The sequence below is a fragment of the Falsirhodobacter xinxiangensis genome (assembly GCF_004959935.1).
Classification (GTDB): domain Bacteria; phylum Pseudomonadota; class Alphaproteobacteria; order Rhodobacterales; family Rhodobacteraceae; genus Falsirhodobacter; species Falsirhodobacter xinxiangensis.
In genome coordinates, this window is sequence record NZ_SMYN01000001.1 from 18200 (window position 1) to 32994 (window position 14795).

General features: G+C 64.7%; 12 protein-coding genes. 6 read left to right on the forward strand and 6 right to left on the reverse strand.

Going from position 1 to position 14795, the window contains the following annotated elements; genetic code table 11:
• Window positions 1-24: 24 nt before the first annotated feature.
• The 5 genes from E2K76_RS00125 to E2K76_RS00145 all read left to right on the forward strand — a co-directional run bounded on the left by E2K76_RS00125 (window position 25) and on the right by E2K76_RS00145 (window position 4989).
• Window positions 25-1239, forward strand: coding sequence for an NADP-dependent isocitrate dehydrogenase (locus tag E2K76_RS00125; protein ID WP_136682060.1), 1215 nt, complete (start codon window positions 25-27; stop codon window positions 1237-1239).
• 82 nt (window positions 1240-1321) lie between these two features.
• A complete protein-coding gene (locus E2K76_RS00130; RefSeq protein WP_169053162.1) occupies window positions 1322-1858 on the forward strand; it encodes a putative glycolipid-binding domain-containing protein in 537 nt (178 codons plus the stop codon).
• Window positions 1859-2103: 245 nt separating this feature from the next.
• On the forward strand, window positions 2104-2706 hold the full coding sequence (locus E2K76_RS00135) for a YitT family protein (protein WP_136682066.1): 603 nt from the start codon (window positions 2104-2106) through the stop codon (window positions 2704-2706).
• A 60-nt stretch (window positions 2707-2766) separates the two neighbouring features.
• Window positions 2767-4584 carry a translational GTPase TypA gene (typA, locus tag E2K76_RS00140; RefSeq protein ID WP_136682068.1) on the forward strand — a complete coding sequence of 606 codons (1818 nt, stop codon included), beginning with the start codon at window positions 2767-2769 and terminating at the stop codon, window positions 4582-4584.
• 36 nt (window positions 4585-4620) lie between these two features.
• Window positions 4621-4989: a YkvA family protein gene (locus tag E2K76_RS00145; protein WP_136682070.1), complete on the forward strand. Its 369-nt coding sequence runs from the start codon at window positions 4621-4623 to the stop codon at window positions 4987-4989.
• Here the strand turns inward: E2K76_RS00145 and E2K76_RS00150 are convergent, their stop codons facing one another.
• From E2K76_RS00150 to recA, 3 genes are all read right to left on the reverse strand, one after another.
• Window positions 4990-5280 carry a DUF1330 domain-containing protein gene (locus E2K76_RS00150; protein WP_169053163.1) on the reverse strand — a complete coding sequence of 97 codons (291 nt, stop codon included), beginning with the start codon at window positions 5278-5280 and terminating at the stop codon, window positions 4990-4992.
• A complete protein-coding gene (gene alaS, locus E2K76_RS00155) occupies window positions 5280-7928 on the reverse strand; it encodes an alanine--tRNA ligase (RefSeq protein ID WP_136682075.1) in 2649 nt (882 codons plus the stop codon). The genes E2K76_RS00150 and alaS overlap by 1 nt, the downstream gene beginning before the upstream one ends.
• A gap of 76 nt (window positions 7929-8004) precedes the next feature.
• Window positions 8005-9069 carry a recombinase RecA gene (recA, locus tag E2K76_RS00160; RefSeq protein ID WP_136682078.1) on the reverse strand — a complete coding sequence of 355 codons (1065 nt, stop codon included), beginning with the start codon at window positions 9067-9069 and terminating at the stop codon, window positions 8005-8007.
• A 169-nt stretch (window positions 9070-9238) separates the two neighbouring features.
• On the opposite strand from recA, the gene E2K76_RS00165 reads away from it, so the two are divergent.
• The gene (locus E2K76_RS00165; RefSeq protein WP_136682080.1) at window positions 9239-9823 is read left to right on the forward strand and encodes a hypothetical protein; all 585 of its coding nucleotides are present in this window, start codon (window positions 9239-9241) and stop codon (window positions 9821-9823) included.
• Here the strand turns inward: E2K76_RS00165 and E2K76_RS00170 are convergent.
• The 3 genes from E2K76_RS00170 to E2K76_RS00180 all read right to left on the reverse strand — a co-directional run bounded on the left by E2K76_RS00170 (window position 9805) and on the right by E2K76_RS00180 (window position 14701).
• Window positions 9805-12078 carry an ATP-binding response regulator gene (locus tag E2K76_RS00170; protein WP_136682083.1) on the reverse strand — a complete coding sequence of 758 codons (2274 nt, stop codon included), beginning with the start codon at window positions 12076-12078 and terminating at the stop codon, window positions 9805-9807. The two genes, E2K76_RS00165 and E2K76_RS00170, sit on opposite strands and share 19 nt — an antisense overlap.
• A gap of 47 nt (window positions 12079-12125) precedes the next feature.
• Window positions 12126-13274 (reverse strand): RsmB/NOP family class I SAM-dependent RNA methyltransferase, encoded by a 1149-nt coding sequence (locus E2K76_RS00175; RefSeq protein WP_136682085.1) that lies wholly within the window; start codon window positions 13272-13274, stop codon window positions 12126-12128.
• A gap of 65 nt (window positions 13275-13339) precedes the next feature.
• On the reverse strand, window positions 13340-14701 hold the full coding sequence (locus tag E2K76_RS00180; protein ID WP_136682088.1) for an aspartate aminotransferase family protein: 1362 nt from the start codon (window positions 14699-14701) through the stop codon (window positions 13340-13342).
• Between the last annotated feature and the right edge of the window lie 94 nt (window positions 14702-14795).

A 14795-nucleotide genomic window follows, 5' to 3' on the forward strand; every position in this document is an offset into this window, starting at 1 on the left:
AGCGAAACCAACACAGAGGCCCCCATGTCGAAGATCAAGGTAGCCAACCCCGTCGTCGAGCTTGACGGCGATGAGATGACCCGGATCATCTGGGATTTCATCAAGAAAAAGCTGATCCTGCCCTACCTCGACGTCGACCTGAAATACTACGATCTGGGCATCGAGGAACGTGACCGGACGGACGACCAGATCACCGTCGACGCTGCCAACGCCATCAAGCAATACGGCGTAGGCGTGAAATGCGCGACCATCACCCCCGACGAACAGCGCGTCGAGGAGTTTGGCCTGAAACAGATGTGGCGGTCCCCGAACGGGACGATCCGCAACATCCTTGGCGGCGTGATCTTCCGCGAGCCGATCATCTGCAAGAACGTGCCGCGTCTGGTTCCGGGCTGGACCCAGCCGATCGTCGTGGGCCGCCACGCATTCGGCGACCAGTACCGCGCGACCGACTTCCGTTTCCCCGGCGCGGGCAAGCTGTCGATCAAGTTCGTCGGCGACGACGGCGAAGTGATCGAGAAAGAGGTCTTCCAGGCTCCGGGTTCCGGCGTCACGATGGCGATGTACAACCTCGACCAGTCGATCATCGACTTCGCCCGCGCATCGATGAACTATGGTCTGGTCAAGGGCTGGCCGGTCTATCTTTCGACCAAGAACACCATCCTCAAGGCCTATGACGGCCGCTTCAAGGACCTGTTCCAGAAGGTCTTCGACGAGGAGTTCGCCGACAAGTTCAAGGCTGCCGGCATCACCTATGAACACCGCCTGATCGACGACATGGTCGCATCGGCGCTGAAATGGTCGGGCGGCTATGTCTGGGCCTGCAAGAACTATGACGGCGACGTGCAATCGGACACCGTGGCACAGGGCTTCGGCTCGCTGGGTCTGATGACCTCGGTGCTGATGACGCCCGATGGGCAGGTCGTGGAAGCGGAGGCCGCGCACGGCACCGTCACGCGCCACTATCGCCAGCACCAGAAGGGCAAGGAAACCTCGACCAACTCCATCGCGTCGATCTATGCTTGGACGGGCGGCCTGCGTCACCGCGCCAAGCTGGACGGCAACGAGGCGCTGGCCAACTTTGCCGCCACTCTGGAGCGGGTCACGGTGCAGACGGTCGAAGACGGCCACATGACCAAAGACCTCGCCCTGCTGGTGGGTCCGGACCAGAAATGGCTGACCACGATGGGCTATCTGGAAAAGGTGGACGAATACCTGAACAAGGCCCTTGCTGGCTAAGACATGAAAGCCCCGGCACTGCCGGGGCTTCTTCATGGAAACGATACGCACACGCCATACCTTCAACCTTCAGGAGGGACCGATGGCGACAGCGCTATGGAAAAGACTGGACGTGCCCGGCCATGACGCCGCGTTGCTGTCTGACGAGGACGGCGGGCTTCGGCTGGAGGGCATTCTGCAAACTGGCGGCTCGGCCCTGACGGTCAGCTATCAGATCATGGCCGACGGCGAGGGCACGACTCGCGCCGCCCGGATCGAAGGATGCCGCGACGGCCGCCGTTTCGCCCATGACATCCGGCGCTGCGACAACGGCTGGCGGCTGGACGGGCGGCCGATGGGGCTCGGACATCTGAAACACCTCGACCTCGGCTTCACCCCTGCGACCAATACGCTGCAATTGCGGACCGAGGCGCCGCGCGTGAATCGCACCGCTCGTTTTTCGGTCGCATGGTTCGACATAGGCGCGCCGGCGCTGGTCGAGCTTCCTCAGATCTATCGCCGCACGGGACTGCTGCATTACGAATACCGTTCCCCCGCGCATGATTTCATGGGTTTGCTGGAATTCGGCGCCGACGGTTTCGTGCGCAACTATCCCGGCCTCTGGCGGCGCGAAGCATGACGGAACCGAAGCGCCCTGACGCCCGTTAACCCTCCGAAAGGTCGCGACAAACGCGACCCGTCAAGGAGAGAGACATGAACAGCATCATCTACCTCGTCGGCCTTGTGGTCATCGTCGTCGCCATCCTGTCGTTCATCGGCATCGGCTGACTTCCCCAAGGCGCGCGTTCCCGCTACAACGCGCGGATCGAGCGGGGATGATCGGATGCGCGGGCAAGACGAAACGGCTATCGGACGGCCCGCGGGATGACCGGAACTCCGAAATACACGCGGATCGAGGATGCGCAGGGGCTGGTGATCAGCACGATCCTTTGCGCCTTGGGCATCCACCTGCTGCGGGCCGCCGGTCTTGTGACGGGCGGCACCGCGGGATTGGCCCTGCTGATTGCCTATTCCACGGGATGGGCATTCGGCTGGGTCTTCTTTTGCGTAAACCTGCCCTTCTATGTCTTTGCATGGAAAAGACGCGGTGCGGTTTTCACCATCAAGGGCTTCCTCAGCGTCTCTGCCGTCTCGGCGCTGGCCGAGGCTTTGCCCGCCCAAGTGCCGCTGGACGGCACCACCCCTGCCGCCGCCGCAATCCTGTTCGGCATCGCCTCGGGCGTCGGGCTTCTGGGACTGTTCCGCCATGGTGCGAGCCTCGGGGGCATTTCCATCGTCGCCGTCATCCTTCAGGACCTTTTGGGCATCCGCGCGGGCTGGGTGCAGCTTGGCTGGGATCTGTGCCTGTTCGCCGTCGCGCTGGCGGTGCTGCCTTGGGGGCTGGTCTTCTGGTCGCTGGTCGGCGCGGTGGTTCTGAACCTCGTGATCGCCATCAACCACAGGCGCGACTGGTATCTGCCGCAATAGAGGCTGGCGTTTTGTCCCCATGCGTTGTATCGCGGCAGCGCAGCAGACAAAGGGCCCCGGATGGAACTCCGCAACATCGCGATCATCGCGCACGTCGACCATGGCAAGACCACGCTGGTGGACGAGCTTCTGAAACAGTCGGGTGCGTTCCGCGACAACCAGGCGGTCGCCGAGCGGGCGATGGACAGCAACGACATCGAACGTGAACGCGGGATCACCATTCTTGCCAAGTGCACGTCGCTTGAATGGGACGGCGCACGCATCAACATCGTCGATACCCCCGGCCACGCCGACTTCGGCGGCGAGGTGGAGCGGATCCTGAACATGGTGGACGGCGTGGTGCTGCTGGTGGACGCCGCCGAAGGCCCGATGCCGCAGACGAAATTCGTGACCTCCAAGGCGCTGGCGCTGGGCCTGCGCCCGATCGTCGTGCTGAACAAGGTGGACAAGCCGGACGCCGAACCCGACCGCGCGCTGGACGAAGTGTTCGACCTGTTCGCCTCGCTGGGCGCAACGGACGAACAGCTCGACTTCCCCGCGATGTATGCCTCGGGCCGTTCGGGCTGGGCAGACAACGAGCTGGACGGCCCGCGCAAGGACCTCTCGGCCCTGTATGAACTGGTGCTGAAGCACGTCCCCGCCCCGAAACAGCTGGAGCGTAAGGCAGAGCCGTTCCAGATGCTGGCAACGACCCTTTCCGCCGACCCGTTCATCGGTCGCATCCTGACGGGCCGCGTCGAATCCGGCACGGTCAAGGCGGGCGACACGCTCAAGGCGCTGTCGCGCGACGGCGACCGGATCGAACAGTTCCGTGTGTCGAAAGTGCTGGCCTTCCGCGGCCTGTCGCAGAACCCCATCGACGTGGGCGAGGCAGGCGACATCGTCACGCTGGCCGGCATGACCAAGGCGACGGTCGCCGACACGCTGTGCGATCTGTCCATCGAAACCGCGCTGCCCGCGCAGCCGATCGATCCGCCGACCATCTCGGTCACCTTCGGGATCAACGATTCGCCGCTGGCCGGCAAGGACGGCAACAAGGTCCAGTCGCGCGTCATCCGTGACCGCCTGATGAAAGAGGCCGAGGTCAACGTCGCGATCAAGATCACCGACACCCCCGGCGGCGAAGCCTTCGACGTCGCGGGCCGCGGCGAATTGCAGATGGGCGTTCTGATCGAGAACATGCGCCGCGAAGGGTTCGAGCTGTCGATCTCGCGCCCCCGCGTGATCTTCCGCGAGGAGAACGGCCAGCGCATGGAGCCAATCGAGGAAGTCACCATCGACGTGGATGACGAATATACCGGCGTCGTGATCGAAAAGCTGACCGGCCCGCGCAAGGGCGATCTGGTCGAGATGAAGCCCGCAGGGGCCGGCAAGACGCGGATCATCGCGCATGTCCCCTCGCGCGGTCTGATCGGCTATCAGGGCCAGTTCATGACCGACACGCGCGGCACCGGCGTTCTGAACCGCGTTTTCCACGACTGGACCCCGCACAAGGGCGCCATCGAAGGCCGCCGTCAGGGCGTGCTGATCTCGATGGAGAACGGCACCTCGGTCGCCTATGCGCTGTGGAACCTTGAAGAGCGTGGCCACCTGTTCATCGGCGCGCAGGAAGCGGTTTACGAAGGCATGATCATCGGCGAGCACTCGCGCGAGAACGATCTGGAAGTGAACCCACTGAAGGGCAAGAAGCTGACCAACGTCCGCGCCTCGGGCACGGACGAAGCGGTGCGGCTGACGACGCCGGTCCGCATGACGCTGGAACAGGCCATCGCCTATATCGACGAGGACGAACTGGTCGAAGTGACGCCGAAGGTCGTGCGCATCCGCAAGACCCATCTGGACCCGCACGAGCGCAAGCGTCAGTCGCGTTCGGCATGACAACGGAAGCCCGGGTTCGCACCCGGGCTTTTTCATATGTGGAATGACTTGAAATCTTTGGCGAAACGCAAGAAATGCGACGTGGTCGCGTTGTGGATCGCCGCCCGCGACCGCCGCACACCTGTCGGCGCAAAGCTTCTGGCGGGCTTCATCGCCGCCTACGCGCTCAGCCCCATCGACCTAATTCCCGATTTCATCCCGGTCTTGGGCTATATCGACGATCTGATTCTTGTGCCGCTTGGCATCGCGCTGGTGCTGCGAATGATTCCGCCCCCGCTAATGGCCGAGTTCCGCAACTCGGCCGCAGCAATAGCAAAGCCGAAGTCGCTCATGGCGGCCTTCGGCTTTGTCACTGTCTGGATGATCGTCATCTTCGTTGCATTGAAGCTGACGATCCTGCGCTGATCAGGCTTCAATTTCCTCGACCACGACCAGATCGCGCACCGATGCGCCCTTGGCGTGGGCCAAGGCGGCCTGATACTCGGCGGAATTATAGCAAGCCACCGCATCATCCACCGAAGGGAAGCGCACGACGACGTTCCGCGCGCGCTCGTTCCCCTCAAGCTGCACATAGCGGCCCGAGCGGTGCAGAAACACACCGCCATGGGCCGCAATAGCGCCCGTCGCGCCTTGGGCGTAACGGGCATAGCTTTCCGCGTCGGTCACTTCGACATGCGCGATCCAGAGTGCAGACATCAACCCTCCAATGCGGCTTCCACCGCTTTCACTGCGGCTTCGGCATTGGAGGCATCCGCCGCCCCTGCCTGTGCCATGTCAGGACGGCCACCGCCGCCTTTGCCGCCAAGTGCCTCCGCCGCCGCCTTCACAAGGCTGACCGCCGAGAACCGCTCGACCAGATCCGCCGTGACGCCAGCCGCAAGCGCCGCTTTGCCGTCGTTATTCGAGATCAGCAGGACCGCGCCCGAACCGACCGAGGATTTCATCTCGTCGATCAGCCCCGGCAGATCCTTGCCCGCGACGCCGGAAACGATACGCGACAGGAATTTCACACCGCCGATGTCTTTCACCTCTGCATCGCCCGACCCCATCGCAGCCTCACGGCGCAGTTGCGCGAGCTCGTTCGCAAGGCTCCGGCGTTCCTCGACCAGCGCCTTCGCGCGCTCGACCACCTCGGCGGGCGAAGCTTTCAGCAGCGACGCAACTTCGGCAAGCCGCTTCATCTGCTCGTTCAAATGCGCCAGCGCGCCTTCGCCCGTCAGCGCCTCGATCCGCCGCACGCCGGCCGAGGATGCGGAATCGCCCAGCAAAACGAACAGCCCCACCTCGCCCAGACGCGCGACATGGGTGCCGCCGCAAAGCTCGACGGAATAGGTCTGCCCATCGGTGCCCTTGGCCGATCCCGGCAGCGTGCCCATCGACACGACGCGAACCTCGTCGCCATATTTTTCGCCGAACAGCGCCTGTGCACCAAGGGCCCGCGCGTCGTCGGGCGCCATGATGCGGGTCGTCACCTCGCCATTCTGACGGATGAAGCCGTTCACCTCGGCCTCGACCCGTGCGATCTCCTCGGCGCTCAGTGCTTTGGAGTGGCTGAAATCGAAGCGCAGCCGATCCGGCGCATTCAGCGAGCCGCGCTGCGCCACGTGATCGCCCAGCACCCGCCGCAGCGCCTCATTCAGCAGGTGCGTCGCCGAATGGTTCGCCTGAATCGAGGCGCGTCGGGCGTGATCAACCTCCAACTCGGCGCCCTGTCCGGCGGCGATCTCGCCCTCCGTCACCTCGGCCACATGCAGGAACAGACCTTGGGCCTTGCGCGTGTCAGTGATGCGCGCCCTGCCGGTGCTGGTCCGCAGGATGCCTGCATCCCCGACCTGCCCGCCCGATTCGGCATAGAACGGCGTCTGGTTCAGCACGATCTGCACCTTGTCGCCCGCCACCGCCTTCAGGACCGCCGCACCCGCACTCACCAGCGACAGGATCGACCCTTCGGCCTTTTCGGTGTCATAGCCAAGGAACTCGGTCGCGCCATGCTCGTCCGACAGATCGAACCAGATCGCCGCGTCCTTGGTCTCGCCCGAACCCGCCCAGCTTGCGCGCGCCTTGGCCTTCTGTTCGGCCATCGCCGCGTCGAAGCCTTCGGTATCGACAGTCCGGCCCTGCTCGCGCAGCGCGTCCTGCGTCAGGTCCAGAGGGAAGCCGTAGGTGTCGTAGAGCTTGAACGCCGCCGCGCCCGGAAGCGCCGACCCTTCAGGCAGTGCCGAAAGCTCGTCATCCAGCAGGCGCAAGCCGCGATCCAGCGTCTGGCGGAACTTCGTCTCCTCCAGCCGCAGCGTTTCCTCGATCAACGCCTGCGCGCGGGTCAACTCGGGATAGGCCGCGCCCATCTGCCGCACCAGCGCCGGAACCAGACGGTGCATTACCGGGTCCTGGGCGCCAAGCTGATGCGCATGACGCATCGCGCGGCGCATGATCCGGCGCAGGACGTAACCGCGCCCTTCGTTCGACGGCATCACGCCATCCGCGATCAGGAACGAAGTCGAACGCAGGTGGTCCGCGATGACGCGATGGTGCGTCTTGCCTGGCCCGTAGGGATCGCTCGACGTCGCATGTGCCGACGCCTCGATCAAGGCGCGCATCAGGTCGGTGTCATAGTTGTCGTGCTTGCCCTGCAGCAGCGCGCCGATCCGCTCCAACCCCATGCCCGTGTCGATCGACTGCATGTCGAGCGCGCGCATCGAGCCGTCCGCGAACTGTTCGTTCTGCATGAAGACGAGGTTCCAGATCTCGATGAAACGGTCGCCATCCTCGTCGGCGCTGCCGGGGGGACCGCCCCAGATCTTGTCGCCGTGATCGAAGAAAATCTCGGTGCAGGGACCGCAGGGGCCTGTGGGCCCCATCTGCCAGAAGTTGTCGCTGGTCGGAATGCGGATGATCCGGTCGTCCGAAAGCCCCGCAACCTTCTTCCAGATCGCCGCCGCCTCGTCATCTGTATGATAGACGGTGACCAGCAGCCGGTCCTTCGGAATGTCGAAATCCTTGGTCAGCAATTCCCATGCATAGGGAATCGCGCCCTCCTTGAAGTAATCGCCGAAGCTGAAATTGCCCAGCATCTCGAAGAAGGTGTGGTGCCGCGCGGTATAGCCGACATTGTCCAGATCGTTGTGCTTGCCCCCCGCCCGCACGCATTTCTGCGCACTGGTCGCCCGAACGTAATCGCGCGTCTCGGCCCCGGTGAAGCAGTCCTTGAATTGCACCATGCCGGAATTGGCGAACATCAGCGTCGGATCGTTGCGCGGGACCAGCGGGCTGGACGGCACGACCTTGTGGCCGTTGCGCGCATAGAAATCGAGGAAAGTGGATCGGATATCGTTCAGCGACGGCATGATGGCCCCTGTCTTCTAGCTTCCGACCCGTTTAAAGGGATCGGCCCCTTGCGGGCAAGCGCAAAGGGCCGTTCGGTCACTCGGTCAGGTCATCCGCGCCCGGCTTGAAGCTGAAATCCAGCCCGTGTGCCGCGCGGACCTTGTCCTCGATGGACTGGGCGACGGCGGGGTTCGCCTTCAGGAAGCCCTTGGCATTCTCGCGCCCCTGCCCGATCCGCTCGTCCCCGAAGGAATACCACGAACCCGACTTCTCGACCACGCCGGCCTTCACGCCCAGATCCACCAGTTCGCCCAGCTTGGAAATCCCCTCGCCATACATGATGTCGAATTCGACTTCCTTGAACGGGGGCGAGACCTTGTTCTTCACCACCTTCACGCGGGTAGAGTTGCCGATCACCTCGTCCCGGTCCTTGATCGCGCCGGTGCGGCGGATATCCAGACGGACCGAGGCATAGAATTTCAACGCGTTTCCGCCCGTGGTCGTCTCGGGGCTGCCGAACATCACGCCGATCTTCATGCGGATCTGGTTGATGAAGATCACCATGCAGTTCGATTTGCCGATGGACGAGGTCAGCTTGCGCATTGCCTGGCTCATCAGACGGGCCTGCGAACCCATCTGCATGTCGCCCATGTCGCCCTCGATTTCCGATTTCGGCGTCAGGGCCGCAACCGAATCGACGATGATCAGGCTGACCGCACCGGAACGAACCAGCGTGTCCACGATCTCCAGCGCCTGTTCACCCGTATCGGGCTGCGAGATCAGCAGCTCGTCAAGGTTCACGCCCAGTTTCTTGGCGTATTGCGGGTCCAGCGCATGTTCGGCATCGACGAAGGCGCAGACGCCGCCTTTTTTCTGCTCCTCGGCCACAACATGCAGCGTCAGCGTGGTTTTCCCCGAGCTTTCCGGCCCATAGATCTCGATGATCCGCCCCTTGGGCAGCCCGCCGATCCCAAGCGCGATATCGAGGCCCAGAGAGCCGGTCGACGTCGCCTCGATATCCAGCACGGCATTGTCCTGCCCGAGCTTCATGATAGAGCCCTTGCCGAACTGTCGTTCGATCTGAGCCAGTGCGCTTTCGAGCGCCTTTGCCTTGTCCATCTCGCGCTTTCCGTTCAAATCGAAGAGGTTCGCAGTTGCCATCGGATATCCCTTGTCGCACAGCCGCGGGCGCCCGGCAATCTTGCCCGATGTTCGTCTGTTGTTCTGCTATATGAGATCAAAACAAGAACAATTCAACCCATTTTCCGCAACCACACAGCACAGGAAAAGGGTTAACGCTCCGTTTACAACCTGAGGGATTCGCCGAAAGATGTTGATACTGTGGGAACCGCGCCTGGCCTTTCTTGCCACCCCCAAGACCGGATCGACGGCGATCGAAGCGGCGCTGGAGCCGTTCGCCGCACTTATCGCCATGCGGCCCCCGCTGCTGAAACACACGACCCTGTATCGTTACCAACGGTTCATCGCCCCCTATCTGCGGGCGGCCACCGGCGAGGATTTCGCCACCGTCGCCTTGATCCGCGAGCCGCGCGACTGGTTGGGAAGCTGGTTCCGCTATCGCAGGCGTGACGGCGTGGACCCCGAGAAATCCACTGCCAACATCACCTTCGACGCATTCGTGCGCGCCTATGCCACCACACCGCGCCCGGTCTTCGCCGACATCGGCTCGCAGGCGCATTTCCTGAGGGCGAAAGACCGCACCACCGATCACCTGTTTCGCCATGACAGGATCGACGCGTTGACGGCATTTCTGGAGGATCGCCTCGCCCGCCGCATCGAATTGCCGCGTCTGAATGTCTCGCCGCCCGGCGATCTGACCCTCTCGCCGGAGGCGGAAGGGCTGCTGCGCACAACCTTCGCTGCGGATTACGAAATCTACGAAAGCTGCGCCTGAACCGTCGTCGTCAGATCGTTGAGCGAGAAGGGCTTGGGCAGGAAGACCGAATTCGCAATCCGCGTCTGCGATTCGGGGAAGCTTTCTTCGGCATAGCCCGAAACGAAGATCACCCGCGCACCCGGACGCTTTTCCAGCGCGATCCGCACCCATGTCGGCCCGTCCATCCCCGGCATGACCACGTCGGTCACGAAGACATCGACCTCCAGCGCCTCGTCCTCCAGGATTGCCAGCGCCGCTTCGGCATTCTCGGCCTCCAGCACGGTATACCCGCGCAGCCGCAGCGCACGCGAGGCGAAGGCGCGGACCGGTGCCTCGTCCTCGACCAGCAGCACGACGCCGCCCCCCTGCCGCAGGACCGCCGGCTTCGGCGCGACCGGCACCGCCTCGGGTGGATCGTCGTGGATGGGCAGATAGATGTGGAACACACTGCCCTCGCCCACCACGCTGTCGACGAAGATGAACCCGCCCGACTGCTTGACGATGCCATATGCGGTGGAAAGGCCCAGCCCCGTCCCCTCGCCCACGCGTTTGGTGGTGAAGAACGGCTCGAAAATCTTGTCCAGCCGTTCGGCCGGAATGCCGACGCCGGCGTCGATCACGCGGATCGCGGCGTAATCGCCCGGCGGCACGGCGGCGCGGTCGCGGCACATGTCATGCTCCAGCCGCAGCCGTTCCGTCTCGATCCGGATCACCCCGCCCGAGGGCATCGCATCGCGCGCATTGACCACGAGGTTCATCACCACCTGTTCAAGCTGGCGCTTGTCCGCCCGCACCGCGCCAAGGTCCATCCCGTGCACGAGGGACAGGCTGACCCGTTCACCGACCAACCGGTTCAGAAGATGCGTCAGATCCGACAGAACCTCCTGCAATTCAAGCCGTTCCGGCTTCAGCGTCTGCTTGCGCGAAAACGCCAGAAGCTGACCGACGAGGCTTGCCGCACGGTTCGCGTTCTGGTGAATCTGCACCAGATCGGCAAATTCGGGATCGCCGGGATCGTGCCGCAGCAAAAGCAGGTCGCAATGCCCCGAAATCGCGGTCAGCAGGTTGTTGAAATCATGCGCGATCCCGCCCGCAAGCTGCCCCACCGCCTGCATCTTCTGGCTTTGGTTGAACTGCGTCTCCAGCGTCTTCATCGCGGTGGCGTCGATCACCACGGCCATCACATCCGGGCGCCCGCGATCCACGACGCGGCGCAGCGTGACCTGCAGATAGACATCCTCCTCGGCCCGGCGCAGGCGCAGAACCTCGGCCCCGGCGGGGATGCGTTCGCTGGCGATATCGGCCAGCCAGTCGGTCACCGGACGGCCCGGCCCCTCGAACAGGTCCGACAGCATCACCCGCTCTCCGGCTTCGAGCATCACCTGTTCGCGCGCGGCGCGGTTGGCTGCGACAAGCCGCCCGTCGGTCGAAAACCGGATCAGCGCCACCGGCAGCGTTTCGAAATCGGTCGTCACGCGCGGCGCGGCATCCGTCACCGGCGTCAGATAGATTTCGCGCCGCTCCCCCGCGCCTGCAACCTCGATCAGCATGGCCCGCACCGGCCCGTCGGCGCCCGCGATCGTCACCTCCTCGCCGTTGCGGGGGTGCTGCGACAGGAACAGCTTGTCCAGCGTCCGCGGCCGCACGCCGACGATCTGCCGCGCCGCCTCGTTCGCAAACAGCACGACCCCTGCACGGTTCGCGACCAGCATCGGCAGGCTCAACCCCTCGCCGCTGCGGCTGTTGCCGGGTGGGGCCACGAATTCCTCCAGCCGCCACAGGAACGAGTCGGCATCGACCTTGTGCACCGACAGCCGCGTATGGCCATGGCGCGTCACCACATCCTCGCGCGCGGCACCCTGCATCGCGGCCTTGCCTTGAAGGCGATAGAGCACCGAGCCGGGATTGGCGAAATGATCCGACAACGCCGCGACCAGCGTCGAGCCGCTGCGACGCCCGAACCGCCGTTCGGCGGCGGGGTTCTGGTATCCGATCTGGCCCAGCCGGTCGGTCGCGAAACAGGGCGTGTCGTCATCCGCCGTGACCTTCGCCATCCGCACATCCACGCGGCCGCGCCGCCAGACGGTCAGGACGTCATGCGCGCGCAGCAAGAGCGTCAGCGCGGCAAAGGTCGTCCCGGCGGCAATCGCCATCAGACGCAGGCGCATGTCCGGCACCAGCAGCGCCGCGCCGAAGCAAAGCACCGCCAGCCCCGGCAGGACCAAGGCGCGCGCATTCAGCTTTTGTGCCCAGCTTACCGATGCAACTGCCATATTGCCCCCTCCTGCGGTGACGAGCATTACGGCCCCGGAAAAGTTAATCAGCGATTAACCGGGATGCGCCGCAGAAGCGAAAGATGGAACCCATCGCCCCCATCCAGCGGCGTGAGCCGAATTTCGCGCATCCGCTCCCACCCTTCGTGCCGAGACAGGAAGGCGTCGATCTGCGCGCCGTTTTCCTCGTGCAGCAACGAGCAGGTGACATAGGCGAGCCAGTCGCGCGACAGCGGCGCGACGACGTCCAAAATCTCGGCCTGGATCGCCAGAAGCTCCTCAAGCCGCGCTTCGGTCAGCGACCATTTGCCTTCGGGGCTGCGGCGCCAACTGCCCGATCCCGTGCAGGGCACATCCGCCAGAACCAGATCATAGCGGTCATCCAGCGCGTCGGCGGTGGACACCCGGGCGATCCGCACCCCTGCCCGCGCCGCCCGCACCGGCAGATCGCGCATGCGGTTCGGGTCCGCGTCATGGGCCGAAATCCGCAGCCGCGCGCGCGCCGCCATGGCCAGCGATTTGCCCCCGCCGCCCGCGCAAAAATCCAGCACCGTCTGGCCATCCTCCAGCGGCAGCGCCTCGACCACGGCCTGCGAGGCGGCGTCCTGAAGTTCCACCACCCCATCCTGCCAAGCGCGCGAGGTCTGCACCTTCCGCGCGCCACCCGTGACCTTCAACGCGCGTTCGGCCAGCGGATGCGGCTCGGTCGTCACGCCGTCTTCGGCCAGCATCACCCGCACCTCGGGGACCGAGCCGCGCGCCACGCGCAGAAACACGGGCGCGCGGTGGCGCAGCGCCTCCATCACCCCGGCGAAATCCGGCCCCAACGCATCGCGAAGCCGGGGGGCCAGCCATTCGGGGCAATCCAGCGCCTCCAGATCGGTTGGCTCGCGCGCTTCTTCGGTCGCCGGGGCGGGTGCATGGCCGATGCCGGTGAACAAGGGCGCGGGATCGGTGCCTGCCGCACGAAGGCCGCCAAGGATCAGCCCCCGCCCGGTATCCGCCCCGCCCAGCGCGGCAAAGCTGCGGCGACAACGGATCGCATCGAAGACCAGATCCCGCACCGCCGCCCGATCACCCGACCCGGCATAGCGGCTGCCCCGCGCCCAGTTGATCAGCGCCTGCTCGGCGGGAACCCCGGCCAGCCAGCGTTCAAGCACGGAAATGGCGGCGGAAAGGCGGGCGGCGGGGGTCACTGGGCGTCATCCTTGTGGTTGGTCCACCTTCGTATCCCCAGCCGGCGCCGGGGCCAAGGGGCGCCTCACCGACAGGTGGCGGCGACCTGCCGAACGGTGGCCTCGAACCGGCGGAGCAGTTCGTGCACCTCCTCCTCGGTGATGATCAGCGGCGGGCAGAAGGCGATGGTGTCGCCTATCGCGCGGATGATCAGGCCATGCTCGTGCCCCACGCGGAACACCTCCTGCCCGAATTTGCCGATCGGATCGAACTTCGCCCGCGTCTGCTTGTCGGCCACGAACTCCACCGCCGCGATCAGGCCGACGCCGCGCACCTCGCCCACCATCGGATGGTCCTGCCATTTCGCCAGCCCGGCCCGCAGCACTTCGCCCATCGCGGCGGCATGGTCCACCAGTCCGCGTTCTTCGATGATGGCAAGGTTCTCCAGCCCCACCGCCGTCGCGACCGGATGCCCCGATGCGGTATAGCCATGGCCGAACGTGCCCAGGGCCGCGCTGCCATCGGCGATGTCCTGATAGATCGCGTCCCTGAACACCACCGCCGCCAACGGCTGATAGGAGGAGGTGATCTGCTTCGACAGCACCATGATGTCCGGCTCGATCCCGAAGGTCTGGCTGCCGAACATCCGCCCGGTGCGTCCGAAGCCGCAGATCACCTCGTCCGCGACCACCAGCACGTCGTATTTGCGGCATACGGCCTGCACCTTCTCCCAATAGCCTTTCGGCGGCACGAGAACCCCGCCCGCACCGATCACCGGCTCGCCGATGAAGGCGGCGACCGTCTCCGGGCCTTCGGCGACGATCTTCGCTTCCAGTTCCTCGGCCAGACGGGTTGCGAAGGCCTCCTCGCTCTCGCCCTCGTCGGCGAAACGGTAATGGTGGGGGGTCGTCACGTGATGCACGAAGGGCAGCGGCAGATCGAAGCCGCGATGGTTCCCCGGCAGCCCCGTCAGGCTGGCCGAAGCCACGGTCACGCCATGATAGCCGTTCAGGCGGGCGATGAACTTCTTCTTCTCGGGTTTGCCGATGGCGTTGTTGCGGAACCAGACCATCTTGATGACGGTATCGTTCGCCTCGGACCCGGAATTAGTGAAGAACACCCGGTCGAGCCCCGTCATCGCGCACAGCTTTTCGGCCAGCAGGATCGACGGCTCGTGCGACTTGCCCGAGAAGGTGTGCATGAAGGGCAGCGTCTGCAACTGGCGCGTCGCCGCCTCGACCAGACGCGGCTCCGAAAAGCCCAAGGCCACACTCCACAGGCCCGACATCGCCTCGATATATTCGCGGTCCGCATCGTCGAAGACATGCACGCCCTGCCCCCGCGCCAGCACCACCGGCCCGTTGCGTTCATGCGCGCGGGCGTTGGTATAGGGGTGCAGCACATGCGCCAGATCGCGCCCGGCAAGGGAATTCGGAATGTCGTTCATGATCGCCTCCGTTCGATTGCCCCGACGATGGCACGGCCCCGCATCGCCTGTCCATGATGTCGCGGGAACCGATCCCGCGATCCCCGGTTGAGCC

Coding starts and splice junctions, on each gene's coding strand:
- E2K76_RS00125 (WP_136682060.1), top strand. CDS start 25: ATGTCGAAGATCAAGGTAGCCAACCCCGTCGTCGAGCTTGACGGCGAT.
- E2K76_RS00130 (WP_169053162.1), top strand. CDS start 1,322: ATGGCGACAGCGCTATGGAAAAGACTGGACGTGCCCGGCCATGACGCC.
- E2K76_RS00135 (WP_136682066.1), top strand. CDS start 2,104: ATGACCGGAACTCCGAAATACACGCGGATCGAGGATGCGCAGGGGCTG.
- typA (WP_136682068.1), top strand. CDS start 2,767: ATGGAACTCCGCAACATCGCGATCATCGCGCACGTCGACCATGGCAAG.
- E2K76_RS00145 (WP_136682070.1), top strand. CDS start 4,621: ATGTGGAATGACTTGAAATCTTTGGCGAAACGCAAGAAATGCGACGTG.
- E2K76_RS00150 (WP_169053163.1), bottom strand. CDS start 5,280: ATGTCTGCACTCTGGATCGCGCATGTCGAAGTGACCGACGCGGAAAGC.
- alaS (WP_136682075.1), bottom strand. CDS start 7,928: ATGCCGTCGCTGAACGATATCCGATCCACTTTCCTCGATTTCTATGCG.
- recA (WP_136682078.1), bottom strand. CDS start 9,069: ATGGCAACTGCGAACCTCTTCGATTTGAACGGAAAGCGCGAGATGGAC.
- E2K76_RS00165 (WP_136682080.1), top strand. CDS start 9,239: ATGTTGATACTGTGGGAACCGCGCCTGGCCTTTCTTGCCACCCCCAAG.
- E2K76_RS00170 (WP_136682083.1), bottom strand. CDS start 12,078: ATGGCAGTTGCATCGGTAAGCTGGGCACAAAAGCTGAATGCGCGCGCC.
- E2K76_RS00180 (WP_136682088.1), bottom strand. CDS start 14,701: ATGAACGACATTCCGAATTCCCTTGCCGGGCGCGATCTGGCGCATGTG.